General features: G+C 66.4%; 21 protein-coding genes. 11 read left to right on the forward strand and 10 right to left on the reverse strand.

The features are described 5' to 3' along the window. Window positions 1-75 precede the first annotated feature (75 nt). On the forward strand, window positions 76-609 hold the full coding sequence (locus tag AC1RMY_RS11610) for a hypothetical protein (protein ID WP_492864544.1): 534 nt from the start codon (window positions 76-78) through the stop codon (window positions 607-609). A gap of 62 nt (window positions 610-671) precedes the next feature. Here AC1RMY_RS11610 and AC1RMY_RS11615 read toward each other — a convergent pair whose 3' ends face one another. The 5 genes from AC1RMY_RS11615 to AC1RMY_RS11635 form a co-directional block, all read right to left on the reverse strand. After that, window positions 672-911, reverse strand: a complete 240-nt coding sequence (locus AC1RMY_RS11615; RefSeq protein ID WP_492864545.1) for a hypothetical protein — start codon at window positions 909-911, stop codon at window positions 672-674. Window positions 912-996: 85 nt separating this feature from the next. Continuing rightward, window positions 997-2,169, reverse strand: a complete 1,173-nt coding sequence (gene pobA, locus AC1RMY_RS11620) for a 4-hydroxybenzoate 3-monooxygenase (RefSeq protein ID WP_492864547.1) — start codon at window positions 2,167-2,169, stop codon at window positions 997-999. A gap of 108 nt (window positions 2,170-2,277) precedes the next feature. Beyond that, a complete protein-coding gene (locus AC1RMY_RS11625; protein ID WP_492864549.1) occupies window positions 2,278-3,156 on the reverse strand; it encodes a transglutaminase family protein in 879 nt (292 codons plus the stop codon). Continuing rightward, entirely contained in the window at window positions 3,153-5,570 is a 2,418-nt protein-coding gene (locus AC1RMY_RS11630; RefSeq protein ID WP_492864550.1) for a circularly permuted type 2 ATP-grasp protein, read from the reverse strand. Before AC1RMY_RS11630 ends, AC1RMY_RS11625 begins: the two co-directional genes overlap by 4 nt. Before the next feature lie 120 nt (window positions 5,571-5,690). Further along, window positions 5,691-9,086, reverse strand: a complete 3,396-nt coding sequence (locus AC1RMY_RS11635; RefSeq protein ID WP_492864552.1) for a transglutaminase family protein — start codon at window positions 9,084-9,086, stop codon at window positions 5,691-5,693. Window positions 9,087-9,330: 244 nt separating this feature from the next. On the opposite strand from AC1RMY_RS11635, the gene AC1RMY_RS11640 reads away from it, so the two are divergent. The 8 genes from AC1RMY_RS11640 (at window position 9,331) to eda (ending at window position 17,699) form a co-directional block, all read left to right on the forward strand. After that, the gene (locus AC1RMY_RS11640; RefSeq protein WP_492864554.1) at window positions 9,331-10,935 is read left to right on the forward strand and encodes an ABC transporter substrate-binding protein; all 1,605 of its coding nucleotides are present in this window, start codon (window positions 9,331-9,333) and stop codon (window positions 10,933-10,935) included. Window positions 10,936-11,058: 123 nt separating this feature from the next. Beyond that, complete coding sequence (locus AC1RMY_RS11645) at window positions 11,059-12,123, forward strand: ABC transporter permease (RefSeq protein WP_492864556.1); 1,065 nt, start codon at window positions 11,059-11,061, stop codon at window positions 12,121-12,123. Window positions 12,124-12,130: 7 nt separating this feature from the next. Then, window positions 12,131-13,021: a nickel transporter permease gene (nikC, locus tag AC1RMY_RS11650; protein ID WP_492864558.1), complete on the forward strand. Its 891-nt coding sequence runs from the start codon at window positions 12,131-12,133 to the stop codon at window positions 13,019-13,021. 32 nt (window positions 13,022-13,053) lie between these two features. Continuing rightward, window positions 13,054-13,905, forward strand: coding sequence for an ABC transporter ATP-binding protein (locus AC1RMY_RS11655; protein WP_492864560.1), 852 nt, complete (start codon window positions 13,054-13,056; stop codon window positions 13,903-13,905). Window positions 13,906-13,916: 11 nt separating this feature from the next. Further along, window positions 13,917-14,669: an ABC transporter ATP-binding protein gene (locus tag AC1RMY_RS11660; protein ID WP_492864562.1), complete on the forward strand. Its 753-nt coding sequence runs from the start codon at window positions 13,917-13,919 to the stop codon at window positions 14,667-14,669. Window positions 14,670-14,822: 153 nt separating this feature from the next. Then, window positions 14,823-16,325 (forward strand): glucose-6-phosphate dehydrogenase, encoded by a 1,503-nt coding sequence (gene zwf, locus AC1RMY_RS11665; protein ID WP_492864564.1) that lies wholly within the window; start codon window positions 14,823-14,825, stop codon window positions 16,323-16,325. Continuing rightward, a complete protein-coding gene (locus AC1RMY_RS11670; protein WP_492864566.1) occupies window positions 16,325-17,014 on the forward strand; it encodes a 6-phosphogluconolactonase in 690 nt (229 codons plus the stop codon). The genes zwf and AC1RMY_RS11670 overlap by 1 nt, the downstream gene beginning before the upstream one ends. Window positions 17,015-17,054: 40 nt before the next feature. Then, entirely contained in the window at window positions 17,055-17,699 is a 645-nt protein-coding gene (gene eda, locus AC1RMY_RS11675) for a bifunctional 4-hydroxy-2-oxoglutarate aldolase/2-dehydro-3-deoxy-phosphogluconate aldolase (protein WP_492864568.1), read from the forward strand. Between the two features lie 12 nt (window positions 17,700-17,711). On the opposite strand, the gene AC1RMY_RS11680 is transcribed toward eda, so the two are convergent. The 5 genes from AC1RMY_RS11680 to AC1RMY_RS11700 form a co-directional block, all read right to left on the reverse strand. Continuing rightward, window positions 17,712-18,362, reverse strand: a complete 651-nt coding sequence (locus AC1RMY_RS11680; RefSeq protein WP_492864569.1) for an IMP cyclohydrolase — start codon at window positions 18,360-18,362, stop codon at window positions 17,712-17,714. Beyond that, a complete protein-coding gene (locus AC1RMY_RS11685; RefSeq protein WP_492864571.1) occupies window positions 18,359-19,465 on the reverse strand; it encodes an NAD(P)/FAD-dependent oxidoreductase in 1,107 nt (368 codons plus the stop codon). The genes AC1RMY_RS11680 and AC1RMY_RS11685 overlap by 4 nt, the downstream gene beginning before the upstream one ends. 14 nt (window positions 19,466-19,479) lie before the next feature. Continuing rightward, window positions 19,480-20,652, reverse strand: coding sequence for a M20 aminoacylase family protein (locus AC1RMY_RS11690; RefSeq protein ID WP_492864573.1), 1,173 nt, complete (start codon window positions 20,650-20,652; stop codon window positions 19,480-19,482). Window positions 20,653-20,723: 71 nt separating this feature from the next. Then, window positions 20,724-21,113: a cupin domain-containing protein gene (locus AC1RMY_RS11695; protein WP_492864574.1), complete on the reverse strand. Its 390-nt coding sequence runs from the start codon at window positions 21,111-21,113 to the stop codon at window positions 20,724-20,726. Between the two features lie 165 nt (window positions 21,114-21,278). Continuing rightward, window positions 21,279-22,247 (reverse strand): threonine ammonia-lyase, encoded by a 969-nt coding sequence (locus AC1RMY_RS11700; RefSeq protein WP_492864576.1) that lies wholly within the window; start codon window positions 22,245-22,247, stop codon window positions 21,279-21,281. A gap of 172 nt (window positions 22,248-22,419) precedes the next feature. On the opposite strand from AC1RMY_RS11700, the gene argE reads away from it, so the two are divergent. Further along, entirely contained in the window at window positions 22,420-23,565 is a 1,146-nt protein-coding gene (gene argE / locus AC1RMY_RS11705) for an acetylornithine deacetylase (RefSeq protein WP_492865299.1), read from the forward strand. A gap of 294 nt (window positions 23,566-23,859) precedes the next feature. After that, window positions 23,860-25,368 (forward strand): DUF1254 domain-containing protein, encoded by a 1,509-nt coding sequence (locus AC1RMY_RS11710; RefSeq protein ID WP_492864577.1) that lies wholly within the window; start codon window positions 23,860-23,862, stop codon window positions 25,366-25,368. Window positions 25,369-25,371 lie beyond the last annotated feature (3 nt).

A 25,371-nucleotide genomic window follows, 5' to 3' on the forward strand; every position in this document is an offset into this window, starting at 1 on the left:
CCGAATTTGAGGTCAGCTATGGGTCGGGAGCGGCCATTAACAGCCGTGAGCGGGCACTTGTGATATGTCATTCGCATGACCGCCCTGCGCACCGTCTTACTATTTCTGCTCGGCTGTATCGGCGCGACCATACTGGCCATAGTCGCCGCGGTCATTTTCGAGCCTCGCCCCGTTTTCGACCGCGACCATCCAGACTATGGACCCTTCGCCTCGCAATTCGCGCGCGCCAAAAAAGCCTTCTCTGCCGGACAGGACTGGGCAGTCATCGACCTTGCTCCAGTTAATGGCGGTGCGTGGCGAAGCGCTTGCCTGTTCGGAGGCTTCACGCGCCCCGTAGAGCGGTTGCTGTCGCTTGGCGCTACCGTAAGCGCGTCAGATCGCCAACGTCTCTCGAGAGCCCTTGGTTGGCGGGCCGCTCCGGTGGAAGAGTTCGAAATGCTTGTCGCCTTCACTGACGAGCAAGGCCAGGCGCACTTTATCCATTTCGATCGGGGCGTTGGGGCCGAAGGGCAGCACTATGAGGCCTGCGTGACGAGGCCAAAATCTCAGGTTGCGATTGCATCATGGAATACCGAACCGACCCGCACGCCTCCGCCGGTGCTCGACTGACCTTTCGGACAGCAGCCATGGCCGCTACGGGTCGAAAGCGGGCTCCGCGAGAACAGCCAGGCTCAGTGTCCCCACTTTCGAACCGCTGAGATCGCCAACCGCGCTGTGATCGCCAAGCACGGCACTACTGCGATGCCCCAGAAGGCCAGCCCCGCAACGAACTTCGATGTCGAGCCTGAAGGCGTCCCATTGGAGTAGATGACAGCAGCGACGTAGATCACGACCATGAGCGCGAGCAGGGCTAGGAAGTCGACGACTACGGCAGTCAAAAGCTTCACGGGACGATCCTGCTCAAAGGCCATTTGGACGCAGGCTCGCACGACGGAGCAACGTCCGCCATGGGTCGATACCTGACTACCCATCAGGTCTACCCATGCCCGGGCAGCCTCAATAATCCAGCCCGACATAGTTCTCCGCCAGCGCCGCCATCGCATGCTCGGAGGAGACGAGATAGTCCAGCTCGGCCTGCTGCATCCGCTGCTCGAACGGCCCTTGCTCCGGGAATTGGTGCATCAGCGAAGTCAGCCACCAGGAGAAGCGCTCGGCCTTCCAGACCCGCGCCAGCGCTTTCTGTGAATAGGCGTCGATGCCCGCTTCCGAACGGTCGAGGAACAATTCGCGCAGCGCCTCGAACAGGTAATGCACGTCGCTGGCGGCGAGGTTGAGGCCCTTCGCCCCGGTCGGCGGCACGATATGCGCTGCGTCGCCTGCCAGGAACAGCCGCCCGAACCGCATCGGCTCCGCCACGAAGGAGCGCAGCGGCGCGATCGATTTCTCGATCGAGGGGCCGGTCGTCAGCGACGCCGCCGTCGCGGGGTCGAGCCGGCGGCGCAGTTCGTCCCAGAACCGCGTATCGGACCAGTCCTCGACCCGTTCGTCCTGCCGGCACTGGATGTAATAGCGGCTGCGTGTATGCGAGCGCATTGAGCAGAGCGCGAAGCCGCGCTCGCTGCGCGCATAGATCAGCTCCTCCGAGACCGGCGGCACTTCGGCGAGGAGGCCGAGCCAGCCGAACGGGTAGACCCGCTCGAATATCCGCAGCGCCTCGGAGGGAACGCTGGCGCGCGAGACGCCGTGATAGCCGTCGCAGCCGGCGATGATGTCGCAGTCGAGCCGTTTCGAAACGCCGCCTACGAGATAGGTGACGAAGGGACTCATCCCGTCGAAACCATGGAGCGCCACGTCGTCCACTTCGAAGATGGTCACGCCGTCCTGGGAGGCGCGCTGGTCCATCAGGTCGCGCGTCACCTCGGTCTGCCCGTAGATGGTGACATGCTTGCCGCCGGTCAGGTGGTCGAGTGCGACGCGGTGGCGAATGTCTCCGAACAGCAGGTCGAAACCGTCATGGCGCAGGCCCTCTGCATGCAGCCGCGCGCTCGCGCCGGCCTTGTCGAGCAGGCCGACAGTGCCCTGTTCGAGCACCCCGGCCCTGATCCGCGCCAGCACATAGTCGCGGCTCTTCCGTTCGAGGATGACGGTGTCGATGCCGGCCTGGTTCAGTAACTGTCCGAGCAGGAGCCCCGAAGGCCCGGCTCCGATGATGGCGACCTGCGTACGCATGCGTTGTCCCGGTTCGCGCCGCTCCGGCGCCTCTGTGGGAAACAAGTTGCCATGGCAACCAATTAAAGGGAAGCACTTCCTGCGTGGGGCTTGGCGTCGCGCGCTGGATCAGCCGACGGGTATGACGTCGACGGCGATGCCGATCTTTTGCGAACCCGGCCCGATGACCACCCCGTCGAGCGGCGAGACATCGGCATAGTCGCGCCCGAAGGCCGTGACGATATGATCGTCGGCGACGATCAGGTCGTTGGTCGGGTCGAGGCCGATCCAGCCGATCTCAGGTCCGCACCAGAGCATCACCCAGGCATGGCTCGCGTCGGCGCCTTCGAGGCGTTTCTCACCCGGCGGCGGGATGGTGCGGATATAGCCACTGACATAGGCAGCCGGCAGACCCAGCCCGCGCAGCCCCGCGATCATCACATGCGCGAAATCCTGGCAGACGCCATGGCGCTCGCGGAAGGCCTCTTCCAGCGGCGTCGAGACCTCCGTCGCCTCCGGATCATAGGTGAAGTCGGCGCGGATCCGCGCCATCAGTTCGCTTGCGGCTTCAAGCACCGGCCGCAGCGTCGGAAAGCTCTTGCGCGCATAGTCGGTGACGGCCGTGACGGGCGGCACCAGCCGGCTCGGATAGAGATGATGCGCCGGTGAATCCGGTGCCAGGCTGTCGGAGGCCAGCGCCAGAGCCGCAACCTCTTCCCAATGCCGCGTCAGGCCGGGGAAGGGTGGTGGCGTCCGCTGCACCTCGACGCGCGCGCGCATCTCGACTTTGAGCTCGCGATGCGGCTTTGCGATCGTCACCGTCGTCATCCGGTTGCCGAAAAAGCAGAACCCATCGACCCGCTCGGCCGGGCGTGGCGTCACGTTGAGTTCGCTCTTCCGGACGCTCTGGCCGCCGTCGTTGCGCGGTTGCAGCCGCAGGATGCAGCGCGCGAACGGGACCGGGCGGCTATAGCCGTAGGTGGTGATGTGCCGGACGTCGTAGATCACGCGATGCCTGTCAGCCTAGAACCTTCCGGGCCGCTGTTCTGGAGGAAGTAGCGATCGGCGATGGCACTGGAGACGCCCATCAGCAATTGCTCGAACAACAGGATACTGGTGCGGTCGAGCCGCGCAGCTTCCGCGGTGCGGCATTCGGCGGCGAGCTTCAGGATCAGCCGGCGTGGGGCTTCCAGCATGCCGTCCTCGGTCAGCGACGGCAGGTCCCGGATCTCGGTGTCTAGCCTTTCGATCTGGAAGGCGACCGAGCGCGGATTGTAGGGATCGAGCATGACGAGATCGAGCACCGGCTGCAGGCTCGCGCCGAGCAGATAGCGCGACCGATAGGTGATCTGCGAATCCGTCAGGTCGAGCAGCGCGTCGAGAGCGTCGGTCGGGGCGGTCGTTTCGGCGAAGTGGCGGGCGAAGCGGCAGGTCGCGATGCCGCGCTCGAGCCGTCGCCCGATATCGAGGAAGCGCCAGCCCGGCCCGCGCACCATGTTTTCCTGGCTGAGGCCGGAAAAGGCGGCGAGCGACTTCAGCGCCCGGTCGGCGATCTCATAGGCCTCGCCCTCGCTCGGCTCGTGACCCTCCTCGAGGGTGAGCTGCTGCTGCATGTCGCCGAAGAGCCGCCAGGCGTCGATCGAGAGCCGCTCGCGGATGACCGAAGCCGTCCGCCGTGCTTCGCGCACCGTGGCGATGGCCGAGCCGTAATGGTCAAGACCGTGCAGCGCCGCCGAGGCCTGGGCCAGCAGCGTCTGCGTCTTGCCGCCGGGCGACGCTCCCCAGGCCACCAGCAGGTTGGCGAGCCGGCGCAATGTCTCGTTGCGCCCTTGCGTCGGATCGGTGTCGATCAACCGGCCGAGCAGAGCCCGCACCAGCCGCAGCGTCGCTTCCGTCCGCTCGAGATAGCGTCCGAGCCAGAACAGATTATCGGCGGCGCGGCTCGGCAGCGTCCCGGTGATGCGGCGGATGGGAATCCGGTCCGGCGTTGGCAGCAGCGTCACCTGTTCCACCGGCGCGTCGGAGGTCACCCAGACATCGCTGGAGCGCACGCCGCTCTGCATGCTCACCGCGCGCGCATCGGGTTCGTCGGAAATTCGACAGAAACCCCCGGGCATCACCTTCCAGCCATCCGGGGTGGCGGCGGCGAAGACGCGCAGCGTCATCGGGCGCGGCTGCAGCCGGCCGTTCTGGAAGACCGGCATGGTCGAGAGCCGCACCACCTCCTGCCCGACATAGTCCATGCCCCGGGCCTCGATCCGCGCGCGCAGCGCCTCGCGCTCGGCCGCCGGCAACTCGCCGGCGATCACCGGGCCGGTGTCATGGCCGCCCCCGGCGCTGCGGAAGGCCGGCGCGATGCTCATCTCGTCGAGGCGATCGAGCACGGCGGCGCGCTCGCGCGGCTGGCCGCACCACCAGGTCGCGACATTGGGCAGGATCATGTCCTCGCCGAGGATGCGCTCGCCCAGCGCCGGCAGGAAGCCCATCAGCGCCCGAGCCTCGACCACGCCCGAGCCGAGTCCGTTGGCGATATGGACACTGCCCTTGCGCACCGCCTGAACCAGGCCGGCGACGCCGAGCGCCGAGGACGCGTTCAATTCCAGCGGATCGGAGAAATCGCCGTCGATACGGCGCCAGATCACGTCGGCGCGCTTCAGGCCTGCGATGGTGCGCACATGCACGCGCCCCTCGCGCATCACGAGGTCGCCGCCCTCGACCAGCAGGAAGCCGAGATAGCGCGCGAGATAGGTCTGCTCGAAATAGCTCTCGTTGAGCGGTCCGGGCGTCAGCAGGCAGATGCGCGGCTCGACGCGCTTGGAACTCGCGACGAGGCCGGCACGGAAGCCCTGGAAGAAGGCCGCCAGCCGCTCGACATTCATCGTCCGGAACATATCCGGGAAGGCACGCGACAGGGCGAGCCGGTTCTCCAGCGCATAGCCTGTGCCGGACGGTGCTTGCGTGCGATCCTGCAGCACCCACCACCGCCCGTCCGGGCCGCGCCCGAGATCGGCGGCGTAGAGCTGCAGCGCGCCGCCGCCCGGCGCCCCCTGCAGCGGGCGCAGATAATCGGGGCTGCCGGTCACGACGGAGGCCGGTAGCAACCCGTTCGCGATCATCTCGCCGGGGCCGTAGATGTCGTCCAGCAGCGTGCTGAGCAGGTGAGCGCGCTGCGCCACGCCTGCGGCAATGGTCTGCCATTCGGCGCCGGTGATGACGAGCGGCACATGGGAGAGCGGCCAGGACCGTTCGCCGGCAGTCGGATCGCCGTCATGTAGATCGCCATGCACGCGATAGGAGACGCCGGTGTCGCGGACATGCCGATCCGCCAGCCCGAAGCGCTGGTTCAGTTCGTCGGGCGAGAAGCCGCACCACTCCGCGAGGAAAGGCTCCCATTGCGGGCGCACCTGGCCATCGGACCCCATCAGCTCGTCATGAACGCCGGGCAGCGGCCGATAGCCCGCCAGCAGAGCGTTGCGACGCTCCGTTCTGGTGCGCGCCGATGGTGATCGCCCCTGCAATGCCATCGCCTGCGTCTAGCGCCTCTACACTCCCCGGGGACGCCGCAAATCCAGTGTGAGCGGGAATTCGGCGCTGCGCTCTTCGGGCGGAATCGCCAGCGCGCCGGGAGTATGACCGATCGCTTCGAAACGTGCGAGCCGGCGCGCCTCCGCTTCGTAGGAATTCACAGGCGGAGTCTCATAATTGCGACCGCCGGGATGGGCGACATGGTAGACGCAGCCGCCGAGCGAGCGTCCGACCCAGGTGTCGACGATGTCGAAGGTCAGCGGCGCATGCACCGGAATCGTCGGATGCAGCCCCGAGGCCGGCTGCCAGGCCTTGAAGCGTACGGCAGCGATGCTCTCGCCTGAGGCGCCGGCCGCGGTCATCGGCAGACGCCGGCCATTGCAGGTGATCAGGTGACGGCCGGGCACCAGCCCCTTCGCCTTGACCTGCAGACGTTCGACGGAAGAGTCGACATAGCGAACCGTGCCGCCGATCGCGCCTTCCTCGCCCATGACATGCCAAGGTTCGAGCGCCTGGCGGATCTCGATCTCGACGCCGCCATGTTCGACCTTACCGAAGAACGGGAAGCGGAATTCGGCCTGCGCCTCGAACCAGACCGGCTCGAACGCGTAACCGGCGCGGCCGAGATCGGCGAGCACGTCCTTGAAATCCTGCCAGACCATCTCGGGCAGCATGAAGCGGTCATGCAGCGTCGTGCCCCAGCGCACGAGCCCGCCGGCCTGCGGCTCGCGCCAGAACCAGGCGATCAGCGCCCGGACGAGCAACTGCTGCGCCAGGCTCATGCGCGAATCCGGCGGCATCTCGAAGCCGCGGAACTCGATCAGCCCGAGCCGGCCGGTCGGCCCGTCCGGCGAATAGAGTTTGTCGATGCAGATCTCGGTGCGATGCGTGTTGCCGGAGACGTCGACCAGCAGGTTCCGCAGCAGCCGGTCGACCAGCCAGAGCGGGATCGCGGGCTCCCCCGGCTGCGGGATCTTCGCGAGCGCGATTTCCAGCTCGTAGAGCGCATCGTGGCGCCCCTCGTCGATGCGCGGCGCTTGGCTGGTCGGGCCGATGAACAACCCGGAGAACAGATAGGACAGCGAGGGGTGCCGGTTCCAGTAGAGCACGATGCTCTTCAAGAGGTCCGGCCGACGCAGGAAGGGCGAGTCCGGCGGGGTGACGCCGCCGAGCACGACATGGTTGCCCCCCCCGGTGCCGGTATGGCGCCCGTCGACCATGAACTTCTCGGCGCAGAGCCGCGACTGCCGCGCTTCCTCATAGACGCCGCGCGTGATCTCGACCGCCTCGCGCCAGTTACGGGCAGGGTGGATGTTGACCTCGATCACGCCGGGGTCGGGCGTCACCTTGACGACGTTGAGGCGCGGATCGTGAGGCGGGGCGTAGCCCTCGATATGGACCGGCTGGTTGCGCTCGCGCGCCACCTCCTCGACGCTGGCGATCAGGTCGAGATAGTCCTCCAGCCGCTCGACCGGCGGCAGGAACACGCACAGAACATTGTCGCGGATTTCGAGGCTGATCGCGGTGCGGACATGCTCGCCGCCGATCTCCTGCTCGGTCCGGTCCTGCGGCCCGGAACCGGCTGGCGTCTCGCCTGGACGCGACATCTGCTGTGGCGACGGCGGCTCCGGCCGGATCGGGGCCTCGGGCGTCGGCGGATCGGCCGCCGGCCCGAACCCGCCGGCCGCGCGCGGCAGAGGCGGCCGCTCCTCCATCGGGTCCTGCGGATGGATATGCGGGTACTCCGCCTTCGGCACCACCGGCAGAGAACCGAGCGGCAGGCGGTAGCCGACCGGAGAATCGCCCGGCACGAGGAAGAGCTTGCCCCGTCGGAGCTTCCATTTCTCCGAGCGCCAGCGCTTGTCGCCGGCCTGGCTCTGCCAGCGCTGCACGGGGATGACATAGCCGCGCGGCTTGCCCAGCCCGAGCTGGAAGACCTGCTGCATGCGCGCCCGCTCTTCGGGATCGGCCAGGCGCGGGTCGAGCGGGTCGACATTGTCGGGAAGCTGCGCCTCCTTGAGCAGCCAGTAGCCGGTGTCCTCATAGGCAGGCACGACGTAGTCGGCCCCAAGCCCGAGCTTGTCAGACAGGCCCGCCGCCAGAGCCTCGGCCTCTGCGATCGTCGCGCCCGCCTCCAGTTCGCGGTCGCCGCCGGTCGGCGCGCCGGGCTCGCGCGCGATCAGCGCCGCGTCCCGCCAGATCGGCTCGCCATCGGCACGCCAATAGAGCGCGAAGGCCCAGCGCGGCAGGCTTTCGCCCGGATACCATTTGCCCTGGCCGTAATGCAGCATGCCGCCGGGAGCGAAGCGCTCACGCAGCTTGCGGATCATCACGTCGGCGCGCTGGCGCTTGGTCGGGCCGACGGCGGCGGTGTTCCATTCCTCGCCGGTCTGGTCGTCGATCGAGACGAAGGTCGGCTCGCCGCCCATGGTCAGGCGCACATCCTGCGCCTGGAGATCGGCCTCGACCTGCTCGCCGAGCGCGTCGAGCTTCTGCCAGGACTCGTCGGAGAAGGGCAGGGTGATGCGCGGCACCTCATGGACCCGCGCCACGCTCATGTCGAAGTGGAAGGTCGTCTCGGCGTAGCTGGCGACGCCCGAGACCGGCGCGGCCGAGCGGTAATGCGGCGTCGCGGCCAGCGGCAGATGGCCTTCGCCGGTGAGCAGGCCCGAGGTCGGATCGAGCCCGATCCAGCCGGCGCCGGGGATGTAGACCTCCGCCCAGGCATGCAGGTCGGTGAAGTCCTTGTCGGTGCCGCGTGGGCCTTCCAGCGGATCGATATCCGCCTTCATCTGGATCAGGTAGCCGGAGACGAAACGGGCCGCGAGGCCGAGATGGCGCAGGATCTGAACCAGCAGCCAGCTCGAATCGCGGCAGGAGCCGGATTTGATGTTAAGCGTGTGCTCCGGCTCCTGGACGCCCGGCTCCATGCGGATGCCATAGGCAATGCCCGAGGCCAGCCGCGCATTGAGATCGACGACGAAGTTGACCGTGTTGGTCTTCTCGCGCCGGATCGTGGCGAGGAAGGCCTGGAGCAGCGGCCCGGCCGGCTCGGTGACGAGATAGGGCGCGAGTTCCGCCCGCAACTCGTCCGGGTAGGTGAAGGGGAAGGTCTCGGCGTCGGTCTCGACGAAAAAGTCGAACGGGTTGATGATCGACAGCTCGGTGACGAGATCGACCTCGATGCGGAATTCGGTGACCGGCTCGGGAAAGACATAGCGCGCGAGCCAGTTGCCGCTTGGATCCTGCTGCCAGTTCACGAAATGCTCCGGCGGAGAAACCTTCAGCGAATAGCTGTTGATCGCGGCCCGGCAATGCGGCGCCGGCCGCAGGCGGATGATCTGGGGCCCGAGCGTGACCGGCCGGTCATAGCGGTAATGGGTGACGTGATGAAGCGCAGCGATGATGGCCAAGGGCTGAGCACCTGCAGGTCGTGACGCGGCGGAACGCCGGGCGGTCTCACGTTAGCGGCGTGCGGGAGGCTCGCAAAGCAGCAACTCGCCCCAGTCTGCGCCATAGCAAGAGCCTCGTGCACAAGAACTGTGCAGCGGGCTCTGGACTCCGCTATCGCCCTGCTGGACAGAGGCCGGCAACTGGTTCCACATTGCACCGAACGGCCGCAGCCACGGCCGCAAACATAAACCGATGGGGATTCTCATGCGTCACGTTGCGAAATTGATGGTGGCGTCGGCCTTCACCGCGTTGCTGGCGACGACCGCCCAGACCACCGTATCCTTCGCCCAGACGCCGAAGGACACGGTCGTCATGGCCAAGCAGATCGACGACATCATCTCGCTCGATCCCGCCGAGGCCTTCGAGTTCTCGGGCGTCGAGGTCGTCACCAACCTCTACGACAAGTTGATGGGCGTCGACCTCGCCAAGAACAACGAGCTCGTTCCCGAGCTCGCCCAGAGCTGGAGCGTCTCCCCTGACAACCTGACCTACACCTTCAAGCTGCGGCCGGGCGTGAAGTTCCACTCCGGCAACCCGCTGACCGCCGCCGACGTGGTTTACTCCTTCCAGCGCGCCGTGACGCTGAACAAGTCGCCGGGCTTCATCCTGGCGCAGTTCGGCTTCACCAAGGACAACGTTCTGGAGAAGGTGAAGGCCGCCGACGACAACACCGTCGTCATCACCGTTTCGAAGCCTTTCGCGCCGACCTTCTTCCTGAACTGCCTGACCTCGGGCGTCGCCTCGATCGTCGACACCAAACTGGTCAAGGCCAATGAGAAGGACGGCGACTGGGGCAATGGCTGGCTGAAGCTGAATTCCGCCGGTTCCGGCGCCTATAAGGTCCGCGCCTATCGCCCCAACGAGCAATATGCGCTCGACGCCAATGAGAGCTGGTACAAGGGCGCGCCGAAGAACAAGCGCATCGTCGTGCGGCATGTCGCCGAGCCGGCCTCGCAGCGCCTGCTGCTCGAAAAGGGCGACGTCGACATCGCCCGCAACCTCTCCAAGGACCAGCTCGCCGCGGTCAAGACCAACAAGGACGTCGAGATCGTCCAGGGCGACAAGGGCTATATCCTCTATCTCGGCCTGAACACCAAGAACCCGAACTTCGCCAAGCCGGAAGTCCGCGAGGCGCTGAAATATCTCGTCGATTACGCCTCGATCGAGCGCAACATCGTCGAGGGCACCTACAAGGCCCACCAGTCCTTCCTGCCCAAGGGGTTCCTCGGCGCGATCGACGACAAGCCCTACAGCTACAACCCGGCCAAGGCGAAGGAACTGCTCGCCAAGGCCGGCCTGCCGAACGGCTTCACGGTCACGATGGACGTCCGCTCGGTCAATCCGATCACCGATATCGCCCAGGCCATCCAGTCGAGCTGGGGCCAGGCCGGCATCAAGCTCGAGCTGATCCCCGGCGACGGCAAGCAGACGCTGACCAAGTATCGTGCCCGCACCCACGACATCTATATCGGCCAGTGGGGCCCGGATTACCTCGACCCGCACACCAATGCCGAGACCTTCGCCATCAACGAGAACAATGGCGAGGACGCCAAATCGAAGACCCTCGCCTGGCGCAACGCCTGGGACATCCCGGAGATGACCAAGGTCACGCAGGCCAATGTGCTCGAGACCGACGCCGCCAAGCGCGCCGCCGTCTATGGCGACCTGCAGCGCGAGCACCAGAAGATCTCGCCCTTCGTGATCATGTTCCAGCAGGTCGAGGTCTCGGCCGATCGCAAGGGCGTCAAGAACTGGGTCATCGGACCGAGCTCGGACACCAACTTCTACGCGCCGATCTCGAAGAACTGAGGCAGCAGGCACCAAGCCCCGCCACGGCCAGCCAGGGCCGCGGCGGGGCTTTTGCTTCCGGCTGGTCCCGAGGGCCGGCCCGCCAGGGTCCCAGAACAAGATCCCCGGAAACGGAAACATCGCATGAGTAGCGTGGCGCAAGGCCCGGTTCGCCGGCGGTCATGGAGCGGGACGGCACAACGCTGGGCGAAGATCGCCTCGCGTGAGCTGAGCACGGTGGCGATCACTATCTTCGGCCTGCTGCTGATCACTTTCTTCATCGCCCGCGTCATCCCGATCGACCCGGTGCTGGCGGTGGTCGGCGACAATGCCCGCCCCGAGACCTATGAGGCGGCCCGGATCGAACTCGGCCTCGACAAGCCGCTCTGGAAGCAGTTCGCGATCTATGCTGGCAAGGTCTTCACCGGCGATCTCGGTCGCTCCGTGCTGACCTCCAACACCGTCGTCGATGACATCCGCCGCGTCTTCCCCGCCACGCTTGAACTGGCGACGCTCGGCACGCTGATCGGCTGCCTGCTCGGCATCCCGCTGGGCGTTCTGGCCGCAGTCTATCAGGGCCGCTGGCCGGACCAGGTCGCGCGCGTCATCGGGCTCTTCGGCTATTCGATTCCGGTTTTCTGGCTCGGGCTGATGGGGCTTCTGCTGTTCTACGCCAAGCTCGGCTGGGTGGGTGGCCCAGGTCGCGCCGGCGTCGCCTTCCAGGACCTGATCACGCCGATCACCGGCATATTGGTGATCGACGCGGCGATCGAGGGCGACTGGGAGGCGTTCCGCGACGCCTGGTCCCACCTGATCCTGCCCTCCGCCGTGCTCGGCATCCTCAGCGTCGCCTATATCAGCCGCATGACCCGCAGCTTCATGATTACCGAGTTGCAGCAGCAGTATGTCATTGCCGCCCGCGTGAAGGGCCTGTCGGAGTTCCGCGTCGTCTGGCGCCACGCCATGCACAACGCCTTCGTGCCCTTGGTGACGGTGATCGCCGTCTCCTACATGCATCTGCTCGAAGGTTCGGTGCTGACCGAGACGATCTTCGCGTGGCCGGGGCTCGGCCGCTATCTCACCCATTCCCTGCTGAACGCCGACATGAACGCCGTGCTCGGCGGCACGCTGGTGATCGGGGCGGTCTTCATCGGCGTCAACCTGCTGTCCGACATCCTCGGCCGGCTGGTCGACCCGCGGACGCGATGAGGCCGGCATGACCACCTGGACCGACTATCTCCTCTCCGATTCCCCATCCTCGCGCCGTCAGGCCCGCCTCGGGCAGGCCTATCGGAAATGGCTCGCCTTCCGCCGCAACCCGCTGGCGATGTTCGGCCTCGCCATCATCGTCGCGCTGCTGCTGGTCGCGGCCTTCGCGCCGCTGATCGCCACCGCCGATCCTCTGGCCCAGAACCTCGACAAGCGCCTGCTGCCGCCCTCGGGAGCGAACTTCTTCGGCACCGACTCCCTTGGCCGCGACATCTTCAGCCGCATCGTCTACGGCACGCGCGTCACCCTGGTCATCGTGCTGCTCGTCGTCGTCTCCGTAGGCCCGATCGGCCTCCTGATCGGCGCGACCTCGGGCTATCTCGGCGGCTGGGTCGACCGCCTGCTGATGCGCATCACAGACGTCTTCCTCGCCTTCCCTCGGCTCGTGCTGGCGCTCGCCTTCGTCGCCGCCCTCGGCCCAGGGCTGGAGAACGCAGTCATCGCCATCGCCATTACCGCCTGGCCGCCTTATGCCCGCGTCGCCCGCGCCGAGACCCTGATCATCCGCCAGCAGGACTATATCGCCGCCGTCCGGCTGCAGGGTGCCTCGCAATGGCGCATCGTCTGGAAGCACGTCGTGCCGATGTGCCTGCCCTCGCTGATCGTGCGCACGACGCTCGACATGGCCGGTGTCATCCTGATCGCGGCCGGCCTCGGCTTCCTCGGTCTGGGAGCCCAGCCGCCGATCCCCGAATGGGGCGCGATGATCTCGGCCGGCCGCGAGCAGATCTTCGATCAGTGGTGGGTCGCGACCTTCCCCGGCATCGCCATCTGCATCGTCGCGCTGGGCTTCAACCTGCTCGGCGACGGCCTGCGCGACGTCATGGATGCCAGGTGAGCGCCATGAGCGAACAAACCACAAGCAAGGGCATGAAACAGCCGCTCCTCGAGCTCGACAATCTGCGTGTCGATTTCCACACCCCGACCGGCATCGTCCATGCGGTGCGGGGCCTTTCCTTCACGCTCGGCCGCGAGCGCCTCGGCATCGTCGGCGAATCCGGTTCCGGCAAGTCGATGACGGGCCGCGCCATCCTCGACCTGATCCCGCATCCCGGCGTGGTCACGGCCGATCGCCTGAGCTATCGCGGGCAGGACCTGCTGACGATGGACAAGCGCGCCCGCCGCAAGCTGCGCGGCCGCCACATCTCGATGGTGATGCAGGACCCGAAATTCTCGCTCAATCCGGTCCGGACGGTCGGCGACCAGATCGCGGAGGCCTACCGCGTCCATCACAGGGCGAGCGCCCGCGAGGCGAAGCAGCGCAGCCTCGCCATGCTGGAGCAGGTCCAGATCCGCGAGCCCGCCCGCGTCTACGACCTCTACCCGCATGAGGTCTCGGGCGGCATGGGCCAGCGCGTCATGATCGCGATGATGCTGATCGCCGAGCCCGATATCCTGATCGCCGACGAGCCGACATCGGCCCTCGACGTCACCGTCCAGCTCCAGATCCTGAAGATCCTCGACGATCTCGTGACGCAACGCGGCATGGGGCTGATCTTCATCAGCCACGATTTGCATCTGGTGCAGTCCTTCTGCGACCGTGTCATCGTGATGTATGGCGGCAAGGCGATGGAGACGCTGCCGGCCGCCGAACTCGCCGACGAATCGGCGCGCGCCCGCCGCCACCCCTACACGTTGGGGCTGCTTGGCTGCCTGCCCGATCTCGACCATCCGCGAGCCGAACTCGCCACTCTCAAGCGTGATCCGGCATGGCTGGCATGATGAAGTCTGGCATGTCTCCGCAACCCGCCATCAAGGTCGACGGGCTCAATGTCTCCTTCGGCGATTCCCATGTCGTGAAAGACCTCGCCTTCGCGGTAGCGCCCGGCGAGAGCTACGGCATCGTCGGCGAATCCGGCTCGGGGAAGTCGACCGTGCTGCGCGTGCTGGCCGGCCTCAACCGCGACTGGAGCGGCGCGATCGAGATCGAGGGCCAGGCCCAGCCGAAGCGGCGCGGCAAGGCCTTCCATGCCCGCGTCCAGATGGTTTTCCAGGACCCCTATGGCTCGCTGCATCCCAAGAAGACGGTCGACGACACGCTGGCCGAGCCCCTGGCCATCCATGGCATCGGCGATGCCGAGAAGCGCATCGGCCGGGCGATGTCGGAGGTCGGGTTGCCCCCCTCCTTCCGCTTCCGCTACCCGCATCAGCTCTCCGGCGGCCAGCGCCAGCGCGTCGCGATCGCGCGCGCGCTCGTGCTCGAACCGGCGATCCTGCTGCTCGACGAACCGACCTCGGCGCTTGACGTCTCCATCCAGGCCGAGGTGTTGAATCTGTTGCAAGCCCTGCGCAAGGAGCGAAAGCTCACCTATATCCTCGTCAGCCACGATCTCGCGGTCGTCGCGCATATGTGCGAGCGCCTGCTGGTGATGCAGTTCGGCCGTGGTGTCGAGGAGATGACGGCGCAGACGCTGGCAGCGCGCAATCCGCACACGGCCTATGCGCAGCAATTGCTCACCGCGAGCGAGGGTTTCAGGCGCGGGTGACCGGGATGCTCTGCGCGCAAAGCGTTTGGCAATCGCACGCCTTGGTCGCATTCTCGTCGCAAGCCCGGCGTCCTGATGGACATCGCCCGGCAGCTTTGGCCCGGCAATCGCGGCCGGGCCGGGAAGCGCGACAGGCTTGGGGAAGTGAGAGACATGGACGCCATCGCCGAACCCGCCCTCCGGCCCGAAACGATCCCCGAGCGGACCCCGGTTCCGCCCTTCGATCTGGTCATCTTCGGCGCGGGTGGCGATCTCGCCTTGCGCAAGCTGTTTCCGGCCCTGGCCCAGCGCAGCCGCGAGGGCGTGCTGCCCGGGGAGAGCCGGATCATCGGCATTGTCCGCAAGGCGGAGGACATCGAAGGGCTGCCGAAGCAGATCGCCAAGCGGCTGACCGAGGAAGGCCTTTCGAAGAGCGACGTCCACGCCTTTCTGCAGCGCGTCACTACGGTGTGCCTCGATGCGGTCAAGCCCGAGACCTATGCCGCACTGAAGAAGGAACTGGGCGACAATGGCCGCGTCCGCTCCTTCTATCTCTCGACGCCGCCGGACCTCTTCATCCCGATTTGCGAGAATCTCGCTGCGGGCGGCATCCTGACGCCGACCTCGCGCGTCATCCTGGAGAAGCCGCTCGGCCGCGATCTCGCCTCGGCCCGCGAGATCAACGACGCCGTCGCGCGCATCCTGCCTGAGGACCGCACCTACCGGATCGACCATTATCTCGGCAAGGAAACGGTGCAGAACCTCCTGGTGCTGCGCTTCGCCAACACGCTGTTCGAGCGCTCCTGGTCCAGCCGCGACATCGATCATGTCCAGATCACCGTCGCCGAGACTGTGGGGCTCGAGCAGCGCGCCGGCTACTACGACAAGTCCGGGCACATGCGCGACATGGTCCAGAACCATCTCATGCAGTTGCTGACGCTCTTCGCCATCGAGCCGCCGAACATGCTCGAGGCCGGCGCCGTCCGCGACGAGAAGATCAAGGTGCTGAAGGCCTTGCGCCCGATCGTCGGGCCCGATGTCCAGCGCTACACCGTGCGCGGGCAATATGTCGCCGGGCAGATCGACGGCCAGCGGGTGCGCGGCTATGCCGAGGAACTCGGCCATGCCAGCAACACCGAGACCTTCGTCGCCATACGCTGCGAGATCGACACCTGGCGCTGGGCCGGCGTGCCGATCTATCTGCGCACCGGCAAGCGCATGGCGCAGCGCTATTCAGAGATCGCGGTCACCTTCAAGCCGGTGCCGCATTCGATCTTCGGCAGCGGCTCCTGCGACCGTCTCGACGCCAACCGCCTCGTCATCCGGCTCCAGCCCAATGACGGCGTGCAGCTCCAGCTGATGATGAAGGTGCCGGGCTCCGGCCGGCTCAAGGTCGTGCCGCGCCAGCTCGATCTGCGCTACTCGACCGCCTTCGACGAGCGTACGCCCGATGCCTATGAGCGGCTGCTGACGGATGTGATCCGCGGCGACCAGACCCTGTTCATGCATCGCGACGAGGTCGAGCAGGCCTGGACCTGGGTCGATCCGATCATCGCCGGCTGGCAGGACTACACGCCGCATCCGCACCGCTACGCCGCAGGCTCCTGGGGCCCCTCGCAGGCGATCGGCTTGATCGAGCGCGAGGGCCGCTCCTGGGCCGATCCGGATCTCGTCTGATGGAGCCTCTCGGCACTGTTGCCTGGCATCGCTTCGCCAGCCTGCCCGATGCCTCGGAGGCACTGGCCGAGGCGGTCGCCATCCGGCTGCGCGCGCTGCTGGAGGAGCAGGGCAGGGCCTCGCTCGCCGTGCCCGGCGGCACGACGCCTGCGCGCTTCCTCGCCGCACTTGGAGAGCGTGATCTGGCTTGGGAAAAAGTGACGCTGATGCCGACGGACGAGCGCTTCGTCGCACCCGACGACGTCGCCTCCAACGAGCGCATGATCCGCGAGCAATTCGCGCCGCTGCATGAAGGCCGCGTCGGCTTTCTCTCCTTCCACGGCCATGGCAGCGACATCGAGTCGGCTGCGGCGGTTCTTTGCGCCGAACTGGCCCAGGTGCCGCCCCTCGATCTGCTCGTCAGCGGCATGGGCACGGACGGACACATCGCCTCGCTGTTTCCCGGCGGCGAACCAGCGTTTCTGGCGGCACCGGACAGCGGCATCGTCATTGCTCAACCGAACGGCTCGCCGCCGCGCCTGTCGCTGTCGCCGGCGCGTCTGGCCGGAGCCGGCTGGGCGAGCCTCCTGATCTCCGGCACGGTGAAAGAAGCGGTGCTGACTGCGGCCTCCGAGCGGTCGACGCCGCTGCCGGTCGACCTGTTGCTGGCGCGTCCTCAGGGGCTCGACGTCTATTGGGCGAAAGAGTAGACCGCCTCCGACGCCTTCAAATCGATTGAAAGACGAGACGATGGACGAGACTGCCGCGATTGCCCGGCTCAAGGCCTGTGGCGTGGTTCCGGTCGTGGTGATCGAGGACGCCGGGCGCGCCATCGACCTCGCTCACGCGTTGGTGGCCGGCGGCATCGATGTCGTCGAGGTGACGCTGCGTCGCCCGGCCGGCCTCGCCGCGCTCGAGGCCATTGCGAAATCGGTCCCGAACGCGCTGCCCGTCGCCGGCACGGTCGTGACCCCGGCCCAGGTCGCGCAGGTCAGGGATGCCGGCGCCAAGGCTGTGGTCAGCCCCGGTTTCAGCGAAACCGTCGATGAAGCGTTGAAGCAGGCCGGGCTGCCCTGGCTGCCGGGCGTCGCCACCGCATCGGATTGCATGCGTGCCGTTGCGGCGGGCCGGACGGTCGCCAAGTTCTTTCCCGCCGAGACCGCGGGCGGGCCGCCCGCGTTGAAGGCGCTTTCGGGACCCTTCCCGCAGATGCGCTTCTGCCCGACCGGCGGCGTCGGCCTGAACAACCTCTCGTCTTACCTCGCGCTCCCGCAGGTCATCTGCGTCGGCGGCTCCTGGCTCGTCCCGGCCGATGCCATCGCCGCTGGCGACTGGAAGCGGATCACGCAGCTCGCGAAGGAGGCCAGCGAGGCGTTCAAGGCGGCTCGGGGCTGAGCTGATCGACAGCTACGGGTTGAGAACCGCCACGTCCGAGCCGTCCGCGCCGTGAAGGAATGCCGTCGCACAGACGGGTTTATCGAATCCGGCGAAGACGGCGCCCTCGATCAGGTGCCGGCAGGCTTCGGCGGCGTTCGTGGCGGAGAAGGCGGTATCGATCTGTTCACGGCAGGGCAGGGGACCGCCATAGGTCGACACATAGGCCATCTGTCCCGGCGGAACGACCATGGGCAAGATCGATAGGGCCTCGGCGCTGATGCTCCCGATAAAGATCGCGCCGTCTGCGCGATCGACCACGGCACAGATCCTGGGCGTGTCCTGGCTGTCGAACTCCCTGTCGAGACCCAGCAGAACAGAGGCGAGGGCATCCCTGATCGAGTTGCCGGCCTTCAGCCGCTCGAAGATCGGCCTCGTCTGCGTGCCGTTGCTGGCCACGGCGTGCCTGTCGTTCCAGAGCAGGCACTCATAGGCGATGTATGGGCTGTCCGAGGCGGCATCGGCGGAGCCTTCCCGCGGCACGATCCGCACGGTGTCGCCATGGCGCGAAGCTTCCCGGTTGGGAAAGGAACGGCTCGACACGCGGTAGGCAAGGGCGGGCAGTCCGGATTTCGTTCGTCCTGCTCCGATGATACGGCCGACATACCGCGAACCTGCGTTCATCGTTGAAGCTTCTCCACGACCATCTCCGCAATCGCGAGCGAACTCGTCAGTCCTGGGCTCTCGATGCCCAGAAGATTGACGAGATCAGCCACACCATGGACGTCCGGCCCGTCGATGCGGAAATCCGGCATCGGCTCGTTCGGGCCGTGGAGCTTCGGGCGGATGCCGGCGTAGTCGGCGACGAGCGCACCGTCGGCCAGACTCGGCCAGTAGGTCCGGATAGCCGCATAGAACTTCTCGGCCCGTGCAGGATCGACGACGAGATCCTGATCGTTCTCGACCCATTCGACATCGGGTCCGAACTTGACCCGCCCACCCATGTCGATCGTCGCATGGATGCCCAAGCCCGCCGCTTCCGGAACCGGATAGACCAGATGCGAGAAGGGCTGCTTGCCCAGCAGTGCGAAATAGTTGCCCTTGGCGAAGGACTGCTTGGGGATGTGCTCGGCCGGGAAGCCTTCGAGGCTGTGCAGCAGCCGCGGCGCGCCATGGCCCGCCGAATTGACGATCGTCCTGACGGAATAGGTCGCGGGATCGTCGCCGCCGAAATTGACGCTGAAGCCGTCGGCCTCGCGGCGCCAGCCGGCGATCGGCGTATTCAGCGCGAGGGAGCCGCCGGCAGCCTCGCATTCGCCGAGCAGCGACAGCATCAGGGCATGGCTGTCGACCACGCCGGTGTCGGGCGAGAGCAGCGCGATCTCGCAGCGAACCTCCGGCTCCATCGCCTTGGCCTCGCTGGCGTCGAGCCAGCGCAGCGTATCGACACCGGACGCCTTGGCGCGGGCCATGATCGTTTCCAGCGCCGGCTTCTGGGCGGCGGATGTGGCGACAATCAGCTTGCCGCAGGCCTTGTGCGGCAGGCCGCGCTCCCGGAGATAGGCGTAGAGCCGCTTGCGCCCCTCGACGCAGACGCGCGCCTTCAGCGAGCCTGGCGGATAGTAGATCCCGGCATGGATGACCTCGCTGTTGCGGGCCGAGGTTTGCGTGCCGATGCCCTCGGCCGCTTCCACGATCACGACCTCGCGGCCGGCTAGGGCCAGCGCTCGGGCCGTCGCGAGGCCGACGACGCCAGCCCCGATCACCAGGCAATCGATGTCATGCATGCGCGCCTTGCCTCTCAGCCGCGCGCCGGCATCGCGGTCTCGATCAGGTTGGCCCAATAGGTCACGCCGACCGGGATGACCGCATCGTTGAACTCGTAGGCCGGGTGGTGGAGGCCGGCCGAGTCGCCGTTGCCGATATTGATGAAGGCGCCCGGGCGCTCCTCCAGCATGTAGGAGAAATCCTCCGAGCCCATGGTCGGCGGCACGGTCGTATCGACCTTGCCCTCGCCGAAGGCGGCCTCGATCGTGCCGACCACGAACTCGGCCTGCGCCGCATGGTTGAATGTCACCGGGTAGCCGCGATGATATTCACAGGAATAGGCCATGCCGAAGGCGTTCATCAGCCCTGCAGTGATCTCGGTGACGCGCTTCTCGGCGAGGTCGCGCATCTGCGGCGTCAGCGTCCGCACGGAACCCTTGATCTCGACCGTCTGCGGAATGACGTTGAAGGCCTCGCCGGCATTGAGCGCCGTCACCGAAACGACGATCGAGTCGAGCGGGTCGGCATTGCGCGAGGAGATCGTCTGCAGCGCGGTGACGAGCTGGCAGGCCGCGACGATCGGGTCATTGACGCGGTGTGGCGCGGCGGCATGCCCGCCCTTGCCCTCGATCTTGATGTGAAGGCGGTCTGCTGCGGCCATGGTCGGGCCCTTGCGCACGTCGAACTGGCCGATCGGCAGCCCGGGCTTGTTGTGCATGCCGTAGACCTCCTGGACGCCGAAGCGGGTCATCAGCCCGTCGTCGATCATCGCCTTGGCGCCGGCGCCGCCTTCCTCGGCCGGCTGGAAGATCACGATTGCGGTGCCGTCGAAATCGCGCGTCTCGGCGAGGTACTTGGCGGCGCCGAGCAGCATGGCGGTGTGGCCGTCATGGCCGCAGGCGTGCATCTTGCCGGGCACGGTCGAGCGGTGCTCGAGATTGGTCTCCTCGTGGATCGGCAGCGCGTCCATGTCGGCGCGCATCGCGATCACCTTGCCCGAGCCCTGGTTCTTGCCCTTGATCACACCAACGACGCCGGTCTTGCCGATGCCGGCCACGACCTCGTCGACGCCCCATTCAGTCAGCTTCTGCGCCACGATGCCGGCCGTCCTGTGCACGTCGTACATCAACTCGGGATGGCGGTGGAAATCGCGGCGGATCGCGGTGATCTCGGGAGCAAGCGCTGCGATGAGTTCGGCTTTGGGCATGGGATCCTCGGATGTCGGAAAGCGATCCGCCGGTGACGGCTGGTCAGGGATGTTGGCTTGCGCGGTGCGGCTCAGGCGTCCGCAGGAACGTAGCGGCGCGACAGCTCGTTGCGGTCGTCATAGGACGCCTCGAAGATCGCGGCAGCCAGCGTCGCGCGCACATGCAGCGTGTCGGTGCCGATGTTCTTGAAACCGTGGCGGGCGCCGGCCGGGATCAGCACCGACTGGTTGGCAGTGACGACCATCTTTTCGTCGCGCAGATAGATCTCCGCCGTGCCGCCCATGACCTCTAGAACCTCCTCGACGGCATGCAGATGCATCGGCGCGCCGAGCCCGGGCTCGCAGAACTGCTCGAAGATGCAGAGCTGCTTGCTCTGCACGAGCGCGGAAACCCGCATCTCGGTCATCACGCCGTCGCGCCATTTGTCCTGCGGCTGCGTCCTGTGGTCGAGAACCTTCATTTCATCCCCTCGCATTTCGTCCGCACCCGCCGCGATGGCCCCCCGCCGATCGAGGCGGGTGCGGCAGCATGTCCTCCAGAAGCCCGAACGCGGAGCAGCGTCAAGGCTCAGCTCAGCGATCCGGTCCTGCGCCCTCGTCACGTCTGGCGACGGCGGGCGGCGGCCTCACACGCCGAACTGCGCCTTCCAGGCCGCGATGTCGTCGAGCGCGACGTTCGAGCCGCAGAGTACGAGGCCGACGCGCTCGCCCGGCTTGAACATCGCCTTGCGCGCCTCGGCTGCGGCGACGACGCAGGCGGCGGCGGGCTCCAGCAGCACGCGCCCGTTCTGCAGCACCCAGCCGATCTCGCGCACCGCTTCGGCATCGGGCACGATCACGATGTCCTCGACGAACTGCCGCGCCGCGGCCATCGTCCGCTCCGTCGCGAAGGGGGCGCCGAGCGTGCGGGCGATCGATGTCGGCCGGATCGGCACAGGCTTTCCCGCTGCCAGCGCCTGGGTCATCGTCGTCGCGCCCTCGGTCTCGACGCCATGGATGCGCAGCGCCGGATCGAGCCCCTTCATCGCCGCGCCGACACCGGCCGCGAAGCCGCCGCCGCCGATCGAAATGAAGACATGGTCGAGCCGCCCGCCGGCATCGTTGTTCATTTCGAGGCCGAGCGAGCCATGGCCGGCGATGATCGCCGGGTCGTCATAGGAATGGACATTGGTCATGCCGCGCGCGGCGTAGTCCTCGGCTTTCGCGAAGGCTGCGATCGAGTCGTCGCAGAGTTCGACCTCGGCGCCGAGCGAGCGGGCCATCTCGACATTGAAGGCCGCCGCATTCTTCGGCATCAGAACGAGCGCGCGGCAGCCCATGGTCTTCGCCACCAGCGCGACCGCGATGGCATGATTGCCGCCGGAGACCGTGACGACGCCTTGCGCAAATTCCCCGTCGGTCAGGCTCATCAGCTTGTTGAAGCAGCCGCGCACCTTGAAGGAGCCGCCGAGCTGCAGGCTCTCGACCTTGACCACGGTCTCGACGCCGAGCCGGGCCGAGAGGCCGGCGCTGTGGAAGGTCGGGGTGCGCCGGATCTTGCCCGCGATACGCGCCGCGGCGGCCTGGATGTCGCCCAGAGTGACGTCGAAGTTCATGCCTGCGCCTCTTGCTTCGTCGTTCCCTTATAGGGGCGCATCGCTGCCCACGGAAACGCGCGGTTGGCAGGCGGGGCGAGGAAGCCTACAAAATATATCAGAAGGGCCAAATGATGCGCCGCGGTATGAAACCTGCCTTGGGCCGCCTTCTCTGGAGAACCGCCTCGTGACGATGACGCCTAAGGAAATGCTGGCCAAGCTGGTTTCGTTCAACACGGAATCGCAGCGCAGCAACCTCGACCTGATCCATTTCTGCCGCGACTACCTCGCTGGGCTCGGCGTCGAGAGCACGCTGGCGCACAACGCCGATGGCGACAAGGCCAATCTCTACGCCACGATCGGGCCGAAGGCTGAAGGCGGCGTCGTCCTCTCTGGCCATACCGATGTCGTGCCGGTCGCCGGCCAGGACTGGACCTCCGATCCCTGGACGCTGACCGAGCGCGACGGCAAGCTCTACGGGCGCGGCGCCTGCGACATGAAGGGCTTCGACGCGATTGCGCTCGCCTTGGTGCCGGAGATGCTGAAGGCACCGCTCAAGCGTCCGATCCACATCGCGCTCTCCTACGACGAGGAGGTCGGCTGCCAGGGCGCGCGCGTGCTGATCAAGGCGATGGTCGAAGACGGGCTGAAGCCGGCCGCCGTCATCGTCGGCGAGCCCTCGATGATGCAGGTCGTCACCGGTCACAAGGGCGGCATGCGGATGCGCACCATCGTGCGCGGCCACGCCGTGCATTCCAGCCGCGTCGATGTCGGCGTGCCCGCCGTGATGATCGGCGGGCGGCTGATCGACTGGCACAACAAGGTGATGGCCGAGAACAAGGCCCGCACTGCCCCCGGCAACGGCTTCGAACCGCCCTACACCACGTTGCATGTCGGCGTCGTCCAGGGCGGCACGGCGGTCAACATCACCGCCGAGCATTGCAGCTTCACCCATGAGGTCCGCTGCATTCCCGGCGAGACCTTCGAGAGTTATGCGCAGCGCTATCGCGCCGAGGTCGCCGAGTTGGAAGCGCAGATGCAGGCGATCGCCCCCGAGACCGGCATCGACTTCGTCATCACCTCCGACACCCCGGCCATGGGCCCCGAGGAGAACGGCGCCGCCGAGGAGATCTGCCGCCGCCTGACCGGCGACAACGGCCGCCATGTCGTCGCCTATGGCACCGAGGGCGGCCTGTTCCAGGGCGCCGGCTGGTCGACGGTGGTCTGCGGCCCCGGCGATATCGCCCAGGCCCACCAGCCCGACGAGTTCATCACCGTGGCGCAGCTCGATGCGGGCACGGAGTTTGTGCGGAGGCTGATCGCGGATATGGCGCGGTAGCGCGATTGAGCGAGGTGGGAGGCGACGGACCCCCTTCGCCCTTGCTGCGGGTGCGGGGGGCTGCTGCTGGTTCCACTGTCGACATGCGCGGAGGTCTGTTTCCGACCCAACTCGGACATTGCTGGGGGCGCTCGGAGAGCCCTGAGTTGGCCCGTTGCTGACGTTCGTAGCGTCTCCGGTTTCGGGCGGTTCAGCGCGGCTAAAAATGCAGGTGCCTCAAGGGAACTATCGGGCTCCACCAGTTTAGGTTACCGTGTTCGGTGCGATCCAAATGGCACTGTCAGGAGCCATACCATGGCAACGCCGCATCGCGACGCCGGAGAGAACCAAGACCGGCTCGGGGAAGTGGATCGTCGAACCCTGTTCCCCTTAGTCGGCGCCGGAGCCGCCCTCATGATGTTGGCGGGAGAGACTAGAGCGCAGCAGGTCCCGATCCCGACAACCGCCGCCCGCGTTCCCGGTCCGCCGCCCGGAACTGCCATGAACACGGCTTACGTCCAATCGGTGGGACGCATCGCCTACCTTTGGGGTTGGCCGCTGGTCAACAATTTCAATCGATCCAAAGCGTTCGCGCAAGCGCCCGAACCCGGCTTGCTGGGCGGAGCGCTGCCAATCGCGTTCGGCCGGAACGCAATGCTGACCAATTACATCAGTCCCGAGCAGACGTTTGTCACATGCACCAATCAGGATGTGGTCTATGGCGCGGGCTTCATGCCGCTCGACAAAGAGGCCGTCGTCTTTCAAGTGCCGAACTTCGGAGATCGCTTCTGGGTCTATGCGCATTATGACGCGCGCACCGACGAATTCTCCCAGATCGGCAAGCAATACGGCACCAAGCCCGGCTTTTATTTGATGGTCGGCCCGAACTGGAAGGGCAACAAGCCTGCCGGTATCAACGCGGTGGTGCGCTCGTCCACGCCGCTGGCATTCGTCGGCCCACGCATCTTCATGGATGACACGGAGGCGGATCACAAAGCGATCCAGCCGCTGATCAGTCAGGTCCTCTACTACCCGCTTTCGGAGTTCGACGGGAAGATGAAGACCAAGGATTGGAGCAAGCTGCCACACTTTCCTGCGCCCGCGTCTGGCGGCAAGGGCGAGCACAAATGGGTGGTGCCGGAGACCTTCTTCGACGAGTTGCCAACAGTCATGAACCAGGTGCCGCCCCTGCCCGGCGAGGAAGCCCTCTACAACTGGATCGGCAGTGTGCTGGAAGCTGCAGCCAAGGACCCGCAAATCAAGCAGACGCTGAAGGAAACCGCTGTGGTCGCGGAGCGCGAGCTGATCGACCCGTTCTTTCACTGGCGCAACAACGGCCGAGCCGCCGGCAACGGCTGGAATTCGCCTGTCAACGGCGCCCAGTGGGGCACCGATTATGTCAACCGCGCGGCCACCTCCAAGTCGAACATGTACGACAATCTCCCCGAGGAGACGAAATACATCTACACGGACGACGACAGTGCGGGCAAGCAGCTAAACGGCCAGAATAACTACACGATCACATTTTCTAAGGTCCCGCCGGTCAAAGGCTTCTGGTCCTTGACGCTCTATAACGATTTGCACATGTTTAATCCTAATGCGCTGAAGCGCTATTCGCTGGGGACCAAGAGCAAGAGTCTTAAATACAATGCGGACGGGTCGTTGACGCTTTATGCCGGCGCCCAATCGCCGGGCATGGAGAAGGAATCCAACTGGCTGCCTGCGCCCGAAGGCACGTTCTCGCTCTACATTCGCTCCTACTGGCCCGAAAAAGCCATCCTTGACGCCACTTGGCAGCCGCCGACGGTCACCGTGGTGAGCTGAACA

The organism is Allobosea sp. GW822-FHT03F07 (genome assembly GCF_058801345.1).

What these genes read in the sequence shown, in the direction of transcription:
- AC1RMY_RS11610 (WP_492864544.1), top strand. Translation starts at nt 76, where the DNA reads ATGACCGCCCTGCGCACCGTCTTACTATTTCTGCTCGGCTGTATCGGC.
- AC1RMY_RS11615 (WP_492864545.1), bottom strand. Translation starts at nt 911, where the DNA reads ATGGCCTTTGAGCAGGATCGTCCCGTGAAGCTTTTGACTGCCGTAGTC.
- pobA (WP_492864547.1), bottom strand. Translation starts at nt 2,169, where the DNA reads ATGCGTACGCAGGTCGCCATCATCGGAGCCGGGCCTTCGGGGCTCCTG.
- AC1RMY_RS11630 (WP_492864550.1), bottom strand. Translation starts at nt 5,570, where the DNA reads ATGGGGTCCGATGGCCAGGTGCGCCCGCAATGGGAGCCTTTCCTCGCG.
- AC1RMY_RS11640 (WP_492864554.1), top strand. Translation starts at nt 9,331, where the DNA reads ATGCGTCACGTTGCGAAATTGATGGTGGCGTCGGCCTTCACCGCGTTG.
- AC1RMY_RS11645 (WP_492864556.1), top strand. Translation starts at nt 11,059, where the DNA reads ATGAGTAGCGTGGCGCAAGGCCCGGTTCGCCGGCGGTCATGGAGCGGG.
- nikC (WP_492864558.1), top strand. Translation starts at nt 12,131, where the DNA reads ATGACCACCTGGACCGACTATCTCCTCTCCGATTCCCCATCCTCGCGC.
- AC1RMY_RS11655 (WP_492864560.1), top strand. Translation starts at nt 13,054, where the DNA reads ATGAAACAGCCGCTCCTCGAGCTCGACAATCTGCGTGTCGATTTCCAC.
- AC1RMY_RS11660 (WP_492864562.1), top strand. Translation starts at nt 13,917, where the DNA reads ATGTCTCCGCAACCCGCCATCAAGGTCGACGGGCTCAATGTCTCCTTC.
- zwf (WP_492864564.1), top strand. Translation starts at nt 14,823, where the DNA reads ATGGACGCCATCGCCGAACCCGCCCTCCGGCCCGAAACGATCCCCGAG.
- AC1RMY_RS11670 (WP_492864566.1), top strand. Translation starts at nt 16,325, where the DNA reads ATGGAGCCTCTCGGCACTGTTGCCTGGCATCGCTTCGCCAGCCTGCCC.
- eda (WP_492864568.1), top strand. Translation starts at nt 17,055, where the DNA reads ATGGACGAGACTGCCGCGATTGCCCGGCTCAAGGCCTGTGGCGTGGTT.
- AC1RMY_RS11680 (WP_492864569.1), bottom strand. Translation starts at nt 18,362, where the DNA reads ATGAACGCAGGTTCGCGGTATGTCGGCCGTATCATCGGAGCAGGACGA.
- AC1RMY_RS11685 (WP_492864571.1), bottom strand. Translation starts at nt 19,465, where the DNA reads ATGCATGACATCGATTGCCTGGTGATCGGGGCTGGCGTCGTCGGCCTC.
- AC1RMY_RS11690 (WP_492864573.1), bottom strand. Translation starts at nt 20,652, where the DNA reads ATGCCCAAAGCCGAACTCATCGCAGCGCTTGCTCCCGAGATCACCGCG.
- AC1RMY_RS11695 (WP_492864574.1), bottom strand. Translation starts at nt 21,113, where the DNA reads ATGAAGGTTCTCGACCACAGGACGCAGCCGCAGGACAAATGGCGCGAC.
- AC1RMY_RS11700 (WP_492864576.1), bottom strand. Translation starts at nt 22,247, where the DNA reads ATGAACTTCGACGTCACTCTGGGCGACATCCAGGCCGCCGCGGCGCGT.
- argE (WP_492865299.1), top strand. Translation starts at nt 22,420, where the DNA reads ATGACGCCTAAGGAAATGCTGGCCAAGCTGGTTTCGTTCAACACGGAA.
- AC1RMY_RS11710 (WP_492864577.1), top strand. Translation starts at nt 23,860, where the DNA reads ATGGCAACGCCGCATCGCGACGCCGGAGAGAACCAAGACCGGCTCGGG.